Consider the following 16,188-nt stretch of genomic DNA (forward strand, 5'->3'; position numbering starts at 1 on the left):
CCGACGGCGTGAATGCCGCGGGCCGAGCTACCGGCGGCTCGCGCGCCGGAAGCCGACGGCGGCGGGCACGGCGAACACCAGGAGCGCGGCGCCGGACCAGGCGAGGGTGAGCAGCAGGGGTACGGCGATGGGACCCTTGTCGGACAGTCCGCGCATCGCGTCGACGGCCACCGACATCGGCTGGTAGCGCACCACCGGCTGAATCCAGGTCGGGAAGGCGACGAGCGGCACGAATCCGGTGCTGAAGAACATCATCAGCGAGGCCAGGATCGTGATGCCCTCGACCAGTGAGGCCTTCGCGCTGTAGACGGCGACGGCGGTGACCATGGTGGCGAAGGCGAGGCCGAACACCACAGGGATCGCCAGGAATACCAGGCCGGCCAGTGGACCGTGGTGGAAGCGGAAGCCGAGCAGGTAGCCGACGATCAGCACCGTCACGGTGCCGAGCAGGATCCGGCAGCCCTCGGCGAGGATGCGCGAGATCAGGCCCGACGCACGATGCACGGGCAGCACCCAGAATCTGGCCAGCAGACCCGCGTCGCGTTCACGCCCGAGCAGCACGCCGCTCGCGACGGCGCCGGACAGCGCGCCGACGAGGGCGACCATCGGCACCGAGCCGTAGAGGGCATCGTCGCCGGTGAACTTCTCGATCTGACCGCCCACCACGATGTTGAGCATCACCAGCAGCAGACACGGGATGAGCAGGGTCTCGAGCAGCGTGACCGGGTTGCGTGCCCAGCGCACCAGCAGCCGCTCGGTCTGGATCAGTGTGTGCCGCAGCAGCGACACCGCCGAGGTCTCCGAGTGTTCTGCCATCAGGCCCTCCTGGAGCTCAGCCGGATGGCCACCGGCGCGCAGATCGCCAGCATCGCGGCCAGCCAGAGCAGCGACGGGGTCACCAGCGACCAGGTCACCGTCCCGGCGTTGCCCTTGGTGTCACCGGCCAGCGCGCGCAACACGATCGCGAACTGGGAGACCGGTTGATTGCGCACGAACCACTGGATCCACTCCGGGAACTGGCTCGCCGGTGCGAGACCGGTCGAGAGCATGCCGAAGATCAACGGGGGCAGCAGCAGCGCCTGCGAGGTGGCTTCGGGGCTCTTGGACAGCGTGCCGATCACATCCGCGCCGAGGGTGAACGCGAGTCCGATGAGTACCGAGAATGCCAGATAGCCGAGGGTGTGCGCGGCGTCGAGCCGGAATCGGAAGCCGATCACATAGCCCGCGGCGATCCCCGCGGCCAGCGCGATCAGCAGCCGGAACAGGTTGGCCGACATCCGCGCCGCGACCGGAACCAGCGGGCGCAGCGGCATCGCGCCGAAGCGGCGGTTGAGGCCCGCCACGGAATCGGTGGCCGAGCGGAACGCCGCCGAGATGGCGGTGAACGCGGCGGCCTGCAGGATCACCAGCGGCATCATGTATTGGGCGTAACTGCTGAAACCGTTGCCGGAGAACGTCATCACCGTTTTCAGCGGGATGTAGAAGCTGGCCGTGAAGGCCGCGGGCGCGAGCACCGAGGCGAGGAACTCGCCGGTTTTGATCGAGGGCACGATCAGCCGGGTGCTCAGGACCCACCACTGCTGCACCGTCTCCGGTGTCGCGCGCACGGAGGTGTTCCAGGTGATGGCGGTCATGGGGTGGCCGCCGATTCGTCCTCGGTCGAGGCGAGGTGACCGGTGAGCTGCAGGAACACATCGTCGAGCGAGGGCCTGCGCAGGGCGATGTCGACGAGTTCGACCGAGGCGTTGTCGAGTCGCCGCAGGGCCTCGGCGAGTGTCTTGGCACCGTCGGGCGCGGGGATGGTGATGCGATCCGATTCGGGAGTGAGCGCGGCCAGGTTCTCCGCGGGAAGCAGCGAGCCGAGCGCGGCGACGATGGTGGGTAGCCCTTCCAGATCCAGCGGCACGATCTCGCAGTAGCTTCCGCCGGTGCGGTGTTTCAGCTCGTCGGCGGTGCCGGAGGCGATCACCACGCCGTGGTCGATCACGATGATCTGGTCGCTGAGCGCGTCGGCCTCCTCCAGATACTGAGTGGTGAGCAGGGTGGTGATCCCCGCGGTCTTGAAGCTGCGCACCAGATCCCAGACGCCCTGTCTGCTGCGGGGATCGAGGCCGGTGGTCGGTTCGTCGAGGAAGACGACATCGGGTCGCACCACGAGACCGCACGCGATGTCGATGCGGCGCCGCATGCCGCCCGAATAGGTGCCGACGCGCCGATTCGCCGCCTTCTCCAGATCGAATTCGCCGAGTAGTTCCCTGGCCCTGACCTGCGCCGCCGGTTTGCGCAGCCCCATCAGCCTGCCGAACATGACGAGGTTCTCGTAGCCGCTGAGCATGTCGTCGAGCGCGGCGTACTGCCCGGTGAGCATGATGCGTTTGCGCACCGCGGCGGGGTCGGCGACGACGTCGTGGCCTGCGACCACCGCCCGCCCGCTGTCGGGCGTGACGAGGGTGGACAGGATGTTCACCATCGTCGTCTTGCCCGCGCCGTTGGGGCCGAGGATGCCGAGCACCTCACCGGGGGCGGCCTCGAAATCGACGCCGCGCAGCGCGTGCACGTCGCCGAAGGACTTCTCGATCCCTTCGACCACGACGCCGCCGGTGCGCGGGTTGCTCTGCACGAGAGTGTGTTCGACGCTCATATCCGGTCTCCTGCTTCCAAGTGGTCATCGAGCAGTGGCGAGATGATCGACAGTGCGTAGGGATTGGTCATGTCGTCGTGGGTCACGTCGACGTCGTGGTCGGTGATGTCGCCGGTGACGTAGGGCCGCCAGCCGTCGGGGCCCATCCATTCGGCGGGATCGACCGTGGCGCGGAAATAGACGACGTCGCCGTGGTAGACCGGGCGCTGATATCCGGTCCGGGTGCCCGCGGAGGCGTTGTAGGAGCCCGCCATGCGCTCGATCGTGGCCGCGTCGATGAGCTCGACCCCGCCGAGCCGGGCGGTGATGAGCTCGGCCGCTTGTTCGGCGGTCGATTCGGCGGGCACGTCGTCGATGCCGAAGATGGCGCCGAAGGTGTTGATGAAGGCACCCGGCGACAGGCGCTCGATGGTGTCGCCGTCGATGTCGGCGGTATCGGTGTCCAGCAGTGCCACGACGCCGACCTGCTCGCCCGCCGCCTGCAGTTGCACCGCCATGGCCTGGGCGATGAGTCCGCCGAAGGACCAGCCGAGCAGGTGATAGGGGCCGCTCGGCTGCACCGTTCGGATCTCGCGCACATAGCGCTGCGCGAATTCCTCGATGGAACGGGCGGAGGGTTCACGGCCGCTGAGGTCGGGTGCTTGGAGCCCGTAGATCGGGCGGCCCGGCCGGAGCTGTTCGGCGAACCCCAGGTAGCTCCACGACATTCCGGAGGAGGAGTGGACGCAGAACAGCGCGGGTCGATCGCCGTCGGGGCGGATCGGTAGCAGCACGTCGAGACCGAGTCCGGTCGGTCCGGGCTCCGCGACCGCTGCCGTGCGCGCGGTCACGGCGGCGGCTTCGTCGGCCGAAGCGAGCTGGGCCGCGGGGGTTTCGGCGAATCGCGCCGCCGCGTCGAGCGCCTCGACCCACAGCTGCGCGAGTTCGGCGACGTCCGCACGATCCAGCAGCTGTGCCGCGTAACCGAAGTCGGCCTGTAGCCGGTTGCCGACGACCATGGCGTTGATATCGATCGGCGACATGATCGGCACCTCCGGATGCTCGGCCGCCTCGAGCTCACCGAGCGCGTCGGTGGGTAGCCAGCCGAGACCTTCCAGGCCGGGCGGTGTGTCGACCGAGGTGTGCCTGCCCAGGTAGTTCACACAGATCTGGCCGGGGAGCCGGGTCGGAAGATGCTCGGCTGCTTCGGGATTCAGGTAGCGCAGCAGGCTGAATCCGATGCCCTTGTCGGGCACCGCGAGCAGATCGTGCTTGACCCGGCGGATGGCCGCGCCCATGGCGGGGCCGCCCGCCAGCGCGTCGTCGATGTCGATGTCGGTGAGATCGAGGCGCACCGGGTACAGGTTGGTGAACCAGCCGATGGTCCGCGACAGATCGGCGCCGGGCACGACTTCTTCCTGTCTGCCATGGCCTTCCAGACGCAGCAGCGCCGAGGGCTCGTCCACGCCTCTGCGCGCACGCCAGCGCACCAGCGCCACGGCCAGGGTGGCGAACAGCGCGTCGGTGACACTGCCCTGGAACAGGCGGGGCAGGGTGGTGAGCAGCGCTGTGGTGGTGTTGTCGTCGACCTCGATGTCGAGGCGGCGGACGGTCTGGCCCTGGTCGGTGCCAGGATCGAGGTGACGGGCGCCGAGCAGCGGGTCGGGGCCGTGCACCACCGCTTGCCAGTACGGGAGTTCGGCGCGGCGCCGCTCGGAACGGGCCTGCTCGGTCATGGCGTGCGACCAGCGCCGCATCGAGGTGCCGATATCCGGGAGGGTCGGGGTGGCGCCCGCCGATACCTGGGCCCAGGCGGCGATCAAGTCCTGCACCAGGATTCGCCACGACACGCTGTCGATCGCGAGATGGTGCGCGACGATGATCAGGCGTCCGGGCCCGGTGTGCGCGCCGGCGTCGCCGACCGGATCCAGCCACACGAACTGCAGGACGACCCCGTCCGCCGGATTCAGTCGGTTCATCGCGGAGTCGAGCTCGGTCTGGGCGTATTCGCGCAGCTCGATCGGGTCGATGGCGGCGTCGAAGGCCGTGCGGTGCACCAGTGCGTCGACCTCGATCGAACCGGGGTCGGCCACGCGCAGCCGCCAGCCGTCCTCGGCTGCCCACAGGCAGGCTCGCAGCATGTCGTGCCGGTCGATCACGGCTGAGACAGTGGCGACGAGTTGCGCGCGTTCGATGCCGACGGGCAGTTCCAGCACCGCGGTCTGGGCGAACCGGTCGAAGTCGCCGCCGCGTTCGACCATGTAGTGAACGATCGGTGTCAGCGGCAGGTCACCGGTGCCACCACCGGGCAGTTCGGCCAGCGCTTCCACCGTCTCGGCGGCATCGACGGCCGCACCGAGCGCCGCCACCGTGCGGTGTTCGAAGACCTGCAACGGCGTGCAGTGCACGCCGCGCAGCTTCGCCTGGGTGACGAGCTGGATGGCCAGGATGCTGTCGCCGCCGAGGGCGAAGAAGGAGTCGTCGATGCCGACCCGTGCGCGGCCGAGCAGTTCGGCGTAGACCTCGGCGAGTACCAGCTCGGTCGGCGTCTCCGGTGCGCGGTACGGGGTGTCGTCGGTGACGAACACCGGCTCCGGCAGTGCTTTTCGGTCGAGTTTGCCGACCGCGTTGATGGGGATCTCGTCCAGCACCACGAAAGCGGCGGGCACCATGTACGCGGGGAGCGTGTCGGCGGCGAGGGCGCGGATATGTGCGATGTCGAGGTCGGCGCCGGGCATGCGCACCAGGTAGGCGGCGAGGGCGGTGGCGCCGGTGGGACCCGGAACACCCAGCGTCACAGCGAGATCGACACCGTCGACGGCGCCGAGCACCGCATCGATCTCGCCGAGCTCGATGCGCTGGCCGCGCACCTTGACCTGGAAGTCGGTGCGGCCGAGGTATTCCAGCGCCAATCCTGGAGACGTGCCAGCGGGGTTCTCGGACAGGGCGGGGCTGTCGGACCGAGTGGCGCGGACGCTGTGTACCGGGGTGTTCGTGCGAGTCCACCGGACCAGATCACCTGTGCGATAGAGGCATTCGCCGGGCAGGCCGAAGGGGTCGGCGATGAATCGGGCTGCCGTCAAGCTCGGCCGCGCGTGGTAGCACCGCGCGAGCGCGGTGCCCGCGAGGTACAGCTCACCCGCGACGCCGACGGGTACCGGGCGCAGGCGGTCGTCGAGGACGAGTGCGGACGCACCGCGAACGGGAGCGCCGATGGTCACCGGCTCCGCAGCGGACAGCGGCGCGGAACCTGTTGCCCAGATGGTGTATTCGGTCGGGCCGTACAGGTTGACCATCGTGCGCCCGCCGGCGCCGCCGCACCAGCGCGCGACGAGATCGGGGCCGACCGCCTCACCCGCGACCGCGAGCACCCGCAGGCTCGACACGTCGGCGGGATCGATGGTGGCCAGCGCCGACGGCGTGATCACCATGTGGCTGACCTGCTCGGCGGCGATCAGTTCCGCGAGCGGGGCGCCGCCGAAGACATCCGGCGGGGCGATCACCGAGGCGCCGCCGCAGCCGAAGGCCATGAGCGCCTCGAAGATCGACGCGTCGAAGCTCGGCGAGGCCACCTGCATCACTCGGGCGTGTTCGTCGAGGGCGAGGTCGGTGCGCTGGGAGGCGACCAGGTCGGCCAAGCCGCGATGGGTGACGGTGACGCCCTTCGGGGTGCCGGTGGAGCCGGAGGTGTAGATCATCCAGGCCGGGTTCTCGACCCTGATCGGAACCGGCAGTTCCGCGGGGGCGAGGTCCGCGTCGTCGGTGGCGCCCACGCGGGTGGCGAAGCCGGGGTCGTCGAGGATCAGCCAGTGGGTGGTGTCGGACAGCTGCGGCCGGTATGCGGCGAGGGTGATCCCGACTCGCGCGCCGGAATCGGAGAGCATGTGGTCGATGCGGTCCGCCGGATGTTTGGGGTCGACCGGCAGGAACGCCGCGCCCACCTTCGCCGCGGCCCAGATGCCGACGTGGAGCTCGACACACCGTGGGAGACCGAGGGCTACCACAGATTCCGTGTGCGCTCCCGCCTCGATGAGCAACCTGGCCAACTGATTCGACCGGGCGTGCAGCGCACCGTAGGTGATCGTGTCGGATACCTGTGTGGGTTGTGCCGCGGCGTCGGCGGAGGTGGGCTCGGTCGGGGAGATGGTGCCGGTGGCCCGGGTCGCGGTGGCCGTCGCAGTGCCGGTAACCAGGGCTGGTCGGTCGGGGAAGGTCGCGGCGGTGGCGGTGAGCAGGTCGGCCAAGGTCGTCGTGCCCGCGGTAGCGGGGCCGTGGACCGGGACGAGTTCCGCGCGTTCGGATTCGGCGAGGAGGTCGATATCGGCGAGGCGGATGTCGATGTCGGTGAGGACGGTGGCGAGCACCTGCCGCCATCGGGTCGCGAACGAGGTGACGGTGGCGGCGTCGAACAGATCTGTCGCGTAGGTGAGGACGCCGTCGATGCCCGCCGGGCCGGTCTCGTCGAACCGTTCGCGCAGGTCCAGGGTGAGGTCGAAGGCCGAGGAGCGGCGGTCGAAGTCCTCGACCTCGAAACGCAGCCCGGGCAGTTCGAGCACCGGTTCGATGAAGTTCTGCAGCGACAGCGACACTTGGAACAGCGGGTGATGGGCGGTCGACCGGGTGGGGTCGAGTGTCGCGACGAGCTGCTCGAACGGTACGTCGGCGTGGCCGAAGGCATCGAGGTCGGTGTCGCGGACGGTGGCGAGCAGCTGCCGGAAGCCGGTGCCGGGGTCGACCGGCGTGCGCAGGGCGAGGGTGTTGACGAACATGCCGACGAGATCGTCCAGCGCGGCCGCACCGCGACCCGCGATCGGCGTGCCGATGACGACATCGCCGGTCCCGGCGAGCCGGGCCAGCAGCACCGCGAGGGCGGCGTGGACGACCATGAAGACGCTGACATTGTTCGCGGCGGCGAAGTCGATCAGTGCACGGTGGGTCTGTTCGTCGACGGTGAAGTCGATATCGTCGCTGCTCATGGTCTGCACCGCCGGACGGGGGCGATCGGTGGGCAGTTCCAGCGCATCCGGTGCGCCCGCGAGTGTTTCGCGCCAATACCGGATCTGCTGGGCGGCCACGGACTCCGAATCCGTCGCGCTGCCGAGAAGCTCGCGATGCCACAGCGCGAAGTCCGCGTACTGCACCGTGAGCGGCGGCTGCGTGGGTGCTGTACCCGACACCCGCGCCGAGTAGGCGGCGACCAGGTCCGCCGCCAGGGGGGCCATCGATGCGCCGTCGGCGCTGATGTGGTGTACGACGAGGACGATGACATGCACTGATACAGGGTCTTCGGATCGATAGGCATTGCGGGGTCCGGTCTGGGCTGGGTGACTGTTGAGGCGGAACAGGCCGACACGCAGTGGTGCCTGACGGGTGAGGTCGAAGCCGGTGCCTGCCAGTTCGTTGATCTGCTCACGCAGTGGCGCGCCGTCTTCGGTGTCGATCAGCGGCATCGACGGAACCGCGGTGTCGATGCCGACGACGACCTGACGCGGGCCCTCGGCGTCGGCGGGATAGCGGGTGCGCAGGCTCTCCTGTCGTTCGACCACGTCGGCGAGAGCGCGGCGCATGGCTTCCACATCGAGGGTTCCGGTGAGGCGCAGGGCGATCGCGATGTTGTAGGCCGACGAGTCGGGGTCGAGTTGATTGAGCACCCACATACGCTGCTGGGCGGGGGACAGGGGGATGCGGTCCGGGCGCAGGCGGGGAGCCAGCGCGGGCAGGCCAGGACTGCCCTCGGCGGCGGGGACGACCCGCGCCGACAGTTGGGCGACGCTCGGCGCGTCGAAGAGATCACGCAGCGCGATGGTGGAGCCGAGCGCCGAATTGACCCGGGCGACAACCTTCGTCGCGCTCAGCGAGTTGCCGCCGAGTTCGAAGAAGGACTGGTCGACGCTCACCCGTTCGCTGCCGAGGACATCGGCGAACACCGCGGCGACGGCCTCTTCGATCGGAGTGCGCGGTGCGAGGTAGGACTGCTGGGTGGCCGAGAAGTCCGGTATCGGCAGGGCTTTGCGGTCCAGTTTGCCGACCGGAGTGAGCGGGATATCGTCCAGGACGACGATATAGGCGGGCACCATGTATCCCGGCAGTTCCGCCGCGACCTGAGCGCGCAACCGTTCGGTGTCGAGTGCGACATCGGGCACGGCGAGCACGTAGGACACGAGCACGGTGGCGCCCGCCGGTCCTTCGCGTCCGATCGTCACCGCGTAGTCGACCTCGGCGTCGCGCGAGAGCACCGCGTCGATCTCGCCGAGTTCGATCCGCAGGCCGCGAATCTTCACCTGGAAGTCGCTGCGGCCCAGATATTCCAGGGTGAGCGCGGCGTTCTCGCCCGTGACCCAGCGCACCATGTCGCCGGTCCGGTACATCCGTTCCCCGGCGACGCCGAACGGGTTGGCGACGAACCGGCTCGCGGTCATCTCGAACCGGTTGAAGTAGCCGCGCGCCAGCGCGGGCCCGGCCAGATACAGCTCACCGGCGATGCCGACCGGCACCGGACGCAACCAGCTGTCCAGCACCACCAGTGCCGCACCGCGAATCGGTCCGCCGATCGTGACCGGTTCGCCGGGGAGCAGTTCGGCGGGACCGGTTGCCCAGATGCTGAACTCGGTGGGGCCGTACAGATTCACCATCCGCCTGCCCGCGGCCCACTTCTCGATGAGCTCGGGGGTGGCCGCCTCACCGGCCACCGACAGCACCCGCAGCTCGGTGAGATCGGTGGGCTCCATCGTCGCCAGCGCCGACGGGGTGATCACCGCGTGGGTGACCCGCTCGGTGCGCAGCAGCGTCTCGAGTTCGCCGCCGCCGTAGACCTCCGGCGGTGAGACCACCAGGCGTCCACCCGCCGCGTGCGCGGTCAGCATCTCGAAGACCGAGGCGTCGAAGCTGGGGGAGGCGACCTGGAGTGCGCTGGCGGTCGGGTCGAGCGCCAGGGTTTCGCGCTGGGCGGCAACGAGATTCGCGATGCCGCGATGGCTGAGGAGAACCGCCTTGGGCTTGCCGGTGGAACCGGAGGTGTAGATCAGGTAGGCCGTGTGGTCGATATCGAGCGGGCCGCCGCGTTCGGCGTCGGTGATCGGCGCGTCGGAGACCAGCATGGCGCGGCGCATGGTGTTCAGGTCGTCGAGCAGCAGCCAGTCGATGGACCCGGGCAGGTCTTCGCCGGTAGCCGTCACGGTGACGCCGATCGGGGCCTTCGAATCGGTGAGCATGTGCTCGATCCGCTCCACCGGATAGCTCGGATCCAGCGGGACGAAGGCCGCCCCCGTCTTGGCCAGTGCCCACACGGCGACCACCGATTCCAGCGACCGGGTGAGCGCGAGCACGACGAAGATCTCGGGCCCGATCCCGCGGCGGAGCAGGACCCGGGCGAACCGGTTGGACCAGGCGTCGAGGTCGCCGTAACTCATTCGCAGCTCGCCCGAGCTGACCGCGATCGCGTCGGGATCGATGCGCGCGCCTGCGGTGAGGATGTCGGGCAGCGTGCGCATCGGCAAGGGCGGTGGCCCGTGCACCGGTGCCAGCGTGGCCAGTTCGGCGTCGCTGCAATTTCGCAGTTGCGAAACCAGGGTGTGCGGATTCTCGGCGAGTTGGGTGAGCACCCGGACGAACCGGTCCAGGAGTATCTGTGCCGCAGTGGGTTCCAGCTGATCGGCCATGAACTTCACCGTGATGCGCAGGGCGTCGCCCGCACCGGCCTCGCCGCGCAGCGGAATCACCATGAGGTTCAACGGGTACGGCGTCGCGTCGGTGCCCTCGACATCGAGCACCCGCATGCCCGCGATGTCCAAGGCCTGCGACAGCGCCTCCCGATCGATGGGGTAGGACTCGAAAACGGTGAGCGTGTCGAACAATTCGGCCAGCCCGACCACGCGGTGGATGGCGGCGAGGCCGACGTGCTGGTGGTCCATGAGCCGCGCCTGCTCTGCCTGCACGCGAGCAAGCAGGTCGCGGACCTTTTCCGACGGATCCAGCGTCACCCGCACCGGAACGGTGTTGATGAACAGCCCGACCATCTCCTCGACACCGGGCAGCTCCGGCGGCCGACCGGACACCGTGGCGCCGAACACCACATCGGTGCGACCGGTGAGCATGGCCAGCAGCAGCGACCAACCGGCCTGGACCAGCGTGTTCACGGTCGCACCCGCTTCTCTGGCCGCGGATTCGAGTACCGCGACCGTGGCGGAGGACAGATCGTGCGAGAGCATCGCGGTCTCGGTCGACTCGATGCCGACGAGGGTGGGGACGGCGCGGGTCGGCGTGTCGATCCCGGCCATGGCCTGTTTCCACGCCGACAGCGACGCCTCCGCATCCTGGTCTCCGAGCCAGGACAGGAAGTCGCGGTAGGACGGGGCGGGCGGCAACATCGACGTGTCGCCCGCGGTGACGTACAGGGTGAGCAGCTCCCGCACCAGCAGCGGCGTCGACCAACCGTCCAGCACCAGATGGTGATTGGTCATGACGAGCCGCAACGTTTCCGCGCCGGTCCTGACCAGGGTGAAGCGGAGCAACGGGGGCCGGGTCAGGTCGAAGCGGGTCAGCGCGTCGAGTTCGATCACTCGGTCGAGCTCGCGAGCTCGCTGGTCTTCGTCGGCGATCTCGGTGAGATCTACTTCTTCCCAGCGGATCTCGGCGGCGGACAGGACGAGCTGACGCGGGCCGTCGTCGGTCTCGACGAAGGCCACACGCAGGTTCTCGTGCCGATCGACGAGTGCCTGTGCGGCACCGCGCAGCCGGGTGGCGTCGACCGTGCCCGCGAGGGTGAGCAGTGATTGGACCGTGTAACCGTCGGCGGTGTCGGAGTCGTAGAGCGCGTGGAAGAGCAGGCCGTATTGCAGCGGCGAGAGCGGCCAGACGTCGGTGAGCGCCGGGTAGGTGTGCTCCCAGCGCTCGATCTGCGGCTGATCGACCGTGACGAGCGCGAAATCCGAGGGGGTGCGGCCACCCGCGTCGCCGGTCGCGGCATGGGTGACGAGTGCGCGCAGGGCCTGCGACCACAGCTCGGCCAACGCGCGCACGTCGGCCTCGTCGAGCAGTCTGCTCGCGTAGGCCCAGGTGACTTCCAGCCCGGCATCGGTCAGCACCGCGTTGATATCGACGACGGCGGCCAGTGGGGCTCGGTCGTCGTTGGTCGCGGCGAAACGTCGCGGAACCCAGGGATCGTCGCCGGTCACCGCCCTGCCGAGATAGTTGAAGCTCAGCTGGGGTGTCGGCGCGCCGGCCAGTGCCGCGGCGGACTCGTTGTTCAGATAGCGGAGCAAGCCGAAGCCCACGCCGCGATCGGGGACCGACCGCAACTGCTCCTTGGCGGCCTTGATCGCCGAACCCGCCGCACGGCCGCCGGCGAACGCGTCGCCGAGATCGATCCCGGTCAGGTCGAGCGCGACCGGGTACACGCTGGTGAACCAGCCGACCGTGCGCGCGACATCGGCGCCGGGCAGCAGGGATTCGTCGCGGCCGTGGCCCTCCAGCGTCAGCAGCGCGCCGGTGCGGTCGCGCCATCGGCACACGGCCATGGCGAGCGCGGCCAGCAGCACATCGTCGGCGCCGCAATGGAACTGCTCGGGCACGCCGTGCAAGACGGTCTCTGCGACGTCCGAAGGCACCGTCGACTGCCACTGCGCCATCGTGGCGACCACGTCGAGGGCGGGGTCGAAGGCGCAGGCGGTCTCCGCTACCGGGTCGGACAGCTCGGAGGCGTTAGCCGGCGCGGCGGTCTGGGCCGTGTCGCCGGACCGATCGGAAGGAGTCGAGGTGGTCGTCGCGCGGTCGGCACTGCGACGGTCGGTGCGGGCGAACGGCGGGTCGGGTGTGGCCAGGATTCGCTGCCAGATCGGCAGTTCGTCGAGACGTGTCGCGGCGTTCTCGGGCTGGCTGTGCGCCCAGCGGCGGAAGGAGGTGCCGACCGGGTCGAGCGTGCCGCCGAAGGACGCGGTCGCCAAGTCCGGCAACAGGATTCGCCAGGAGATACCGTCGGTGACCAGGTGATGCAGGACCAGCCAGCACAGTGGGGCGGCGTCGGCGCGTTCGACCAACACGAACCGGGCGACGACACCCGCGGGGGGATCGAGTAGGTCCGCGGCGTTCTGCAAGGCGCGCTCGACCGCGTCCTCGGTGTCGGCCCGGGTCACCTCGATCAGATCCTCGGCGTCGACCGCACCGGGCTCGGCCACCACCCATTCCCAGCCGTCGGCCGTCGGTCGCAGCGACGAGCGGAGGAGATCGTGCTGGTCGAGCAGCACCTGGAGCGCCGCCGCGAGCCGCGGACGGTCGAAACCGTCGGGCAGCCCGATCAGGACGGCCTGCCCGTAGCGTCCCCAGGTGTCCGGGTGCTCGACCATCGCGTGCACGATCGGGGTGAGCTCCACCGCGCCGACCCCGCCGCCGGGCAGCTCGTCCACCACCGGTACCTGGGTGTCGTCGGCGACAGCGGCCAGCGCGGCGACCGTCTTGCGTTCGAAGACATCGCGGGCGCTGAACGAGATACCGGCGGCCTTCGCCCGCGAGACCAGCTGGATCGACACGATGCTGTCGCCACCGAGCGCGAAGAAACTGTCGTCGACACCGACGGTGCCGAGTCCGAGCACCTCGGCGAAGAGGGCTGCCAACGCTTCCTCGCGCGGCGTGGACGGAGCCCGGCTCGCGACGGTGCGCGCACCGAAGTCCGGTGCGGGCAATGCCTTTCGGTCCACCTTGCCGAGCGGGGTCAGCGGCACCCGGTCGAGCACCATCACCACGGCGGGCACCATATAGGCCGGAAGCGTTTCGCCGACAGCGGCTTTCACCGCTTCTGGATGGACCTCGGTACCCGGCTCGGCTGTGACATAGGCGACGAGCGCGGTGGCGCCGGTCGGCGACTCGGCACCGAGTGTGATCGCGAAGTCGATCTCGGGTAGCCGCTGCAACGCGGCGTCGATCTCGCCGAGTTCGATCCGGTAGCCGCGCACTTTCACCTGGAAGTCGCTGCGCCCCTGGTATTCCAGGGTGACGCGGCCCTCGGCGTCGGTCCAGCGCACCAGATCGCCGGTGCGATACATCCGGTCGCCGGGTGCGTGCGGATTCGCCACGAACCGGCTCGCGGTCAAGCCGCTGCGCCGGTGGTAGCCGCGCGCGACACCGGGGCCCGCGAGGTGCAGCTCACCCACGGTGCCCGCCGGTACCGGGCGCAGCCACGGGTCGAGGACCAGGCCGCAGACGCCACCGACCAGGCTGCCGATCGTCACCGGGGCGCCGGGCACCAGCGGTTCGCTCAGGGTGGTGGTGATGGTCGTTTCGGTGGGCCCGTACCCGTTGATCAGCGAGCGTCCGGCCCATTTCGCCACCAGTTCCGGCGGGCACGCGTCACCGCCGACCACGATCGTGCGCAGGTCGGGCAGCGTCACCGGGTCGAGTGAACCGACAACCGCCGGGGTGACATTGAGATGGGTGACGCGGTGGGTGCGCAGCACGTGCGCCATGTCCTCACCCGCGTAGGCCGACGGCGGGACCACCGCGAGGGTGGCACCGGCGGCCAGCGTCACCACGATCTCCTCGACCGAGATGTCGAAGCTCGGCGAGACCGCGTGGGCGACCACGGAGTCCGGCTCGACCCCGAACCCGGCCCCCGAACTCGCCGCGAGGTTCGCCAGGCCGCGATGCGAGACCAGCACGCCCTTGGGCAGACCGGTCGACCCGGAGGTATAGATGACGTAGGCGACCTGATCCGCCGCGATCGCGGCCGTGCGGTCGGCATCGGTGATCGGCGCGGGGTCATGGGTGGCGAGTTCGGCGGTGATCAACGGGTCGTCCAGCGAGAGCCAATCGACCTTGTCGGGCAGCGACTTTCGCGCCTCGTCGACCGTCAAGCCGGTGACCACCCCGCTGTCGTCGATCATGTGCTCGATGCGATCGTCGGGGTAGGTCGGATCGATGGGCACGAACGGAGCACCGGTCTTGGCCACCGCGACGGTGGCGAGCACGGACTCCGCGGACCGCGGAATCGACAGCGCTACCGCGTGTTCAGGCCCCGCGCCGGCGGCGATCAGCAGGCGGGCCAGGCGATTGGTGTAGTCGTCGACCTCGCGATAGCTCAGTGTGTCGTCGGTACCCCAGCGCAGCGCCACCGCGTCCGGGTCGAGCGCGGCGCCCGCCGCGAGGATCTCGGGCAGGGTGCGCGTCGCGACGCCGGCCGGGCCGCGCGCGGGCACCGAGGCCGCCTGCTCGGCATCCGAGAGAACGGGCACCGTCGACAGCGGGGCTTCCGGCCCGGCGACGAGGAACCGATGCAGGAACAGCAGGAATCGCTCGTGATGGCCCGCCAGGTCGGCGTCGCTGTACAGGTTCGCGTTGCCTTGCAGGTCGATGTGGGTGCTCTCGCCGCCGACGCCCGGGTACAGGTTGACGAACAGGTCGTCGATCAGGCCGGAGGTGAGCACGTGGAGCCGCCCGACGACCGGGCCCAGCGCGATCTTGGTGTCCACCATCATCAGATTCACGGCGGGGCCGAACGAGGCCGCCTCGTCCATCGCCCAGCCGAGATCGCGGACGATGTCCTCCTGGCGGTAGCGCTGGCGTCGCAACGCACCGGTCAGCTCGCTCTGCACGGCGAGAATCGCCGCCCCGACGGTGGTGGTGGGATCGAGGCGCACGCGCAGCGGCACGACATTGGCGAGCATGCCGCCCGAACGACGCAGGGTCGCCGAGGTCCGCGCGGAGACCGGCAGGCTCAGCACCACTTCCGGCGCGCCGGTCATCGCGGCGAGATAGGCGCCGAAGGCCGCGACCACGGTCGGGGCGACACCCGAATTCACCGATGCCGCAACCGAATCCAGCAGGGTTCCGGTCTCCGCGGGTAGCGCGCCCGATACCCGGTTGGGGTGGGCGTCGACCTCGGCGTCGCGGCCGGCGAGCGTCACCGGATCGGCCAGCGCGGCCAGGTGCTCGCGCCAGTAGTCGCGGTCGGTGGTGAAACGGCCGGAGGTGCGGTAGGCGAGATCGGCATCGACGATCTTCTGCAACGGCTCGGCCTTGGTGGCCGGCGGCTCACGGCCGTCGAAGGCGGCGTTGTAGAGCTCGCCGACGCGCTGAACCAGCGCCAGCGCGCCCATCCCGTCCAGCACGATGTGGTGCATGCGCGCGTACCAGAACCAGCGATCCTCGGCGACACGCAGCAGGGCGATGCGGACTAATCGGTCGTGCATCACATCCAGTGGTGCGGTGTACTCGGCGCGCATCCACGCGTGCGCGGCCGCTTCCGGGTCGGGGCGGTCACGCAGATCCAGTTCGGCCACGTCGTCGTCGAGGGTCAGATCGACGACCTGATGGGGGTGGCCGTCGATATCGACCAGCCGCAGATAGCCGGTACCGAACTCACGACCGGTCCGCTGGACCGCGTCGATCAGCAGCGCGAGGTCGACCGCGCCGGACAGCTCCACGTACTGGGCGATGGAGATGGGGGTATCGCCCGCGATGTGCTGGGCGAACCAGATGCCGCGCTGGGCGGCCGACAAGGGAAAAGGGCCTTCGGGTGCGACGGCATCCGACGCATGCGAAGAGGACTGGATCATGAGCGAACCTGCGTTCTCATGTCT

At 69.6% G+C, this 16,188-nt stretch carries 4 protein-coding genes; all 4 read right to left on the reverse strand.

The window, feature by feature from the left end; all coding sequences use genetic code 11:
* Positions 1-27: 27 nt before the first annotated feature.
* From ACWDXS_RS10730 to ACWDXS_RS10745, 4 genes are read right to left on the reverse strand one after another with little or no spacing between them, the layout of a single operon-like run.
* Positions 28-816 carry an ABC transporter permease gene (locus tag ACWDXS_RS10730; protein WP_378991521.1) on the reverse strand — a complete coding sequence of 263 codons (789 nt, stop codon included), beginning with the start codon at positions 814-816 and terminating at the stop codon, positions 28-30.
* A complete protein-coding gene (locus ACWDXS_RS10735; RefSeq protein ID WP_378991522.1) occupies positions 816-1,634 on the reverse strand; it encodes an ABC transporter permease in 819 nt (272 codons plus the stop codon). Before ACWDXS_RS10735 ends, ACWDXS_RS10730 begins: the two co-directional genes overlap by 1 nt.
* Positions 1,631-2,641, reverse strand: coding sequence for an ATP-binding cassette domain-containing protein (locus ACWDXS_RS10740; RefSeq protein ID WP_378633221.1), 1,011 nt, complete (start codon positions 2,639-2,641; stop codon positions 1,631-1,633). Before ACWDXS_RS10740 ends, ACWDXS_RS10735 begins: the two co-directional genes overlap by 4 nt.
* Positions 2,638-16,164 carry an amino acid adenylation domain-containing protein gene (locus ACWDXS_RS10745; RefSeq protein ID WP_449964375.1) on the reverse strand — a complete coding sequence of 4,509 codons (13,527 nt, stop codon included), beginning with the start codon at positions 16,162-16,164 and terminating at the stop codon, positions 2,638-2,640. The genes ACWDXS_RS10740 and ACWDXS_RS10745 overlap by 4 nt, the downstream gene beginning before the upstream one ends.
* Between the last annotated feature and the right edge of the window lie 24 nt (positions 16,165-16,188).

This window comes from Nocardia sp. NPDC003183 (assembly GCF_053590715.1).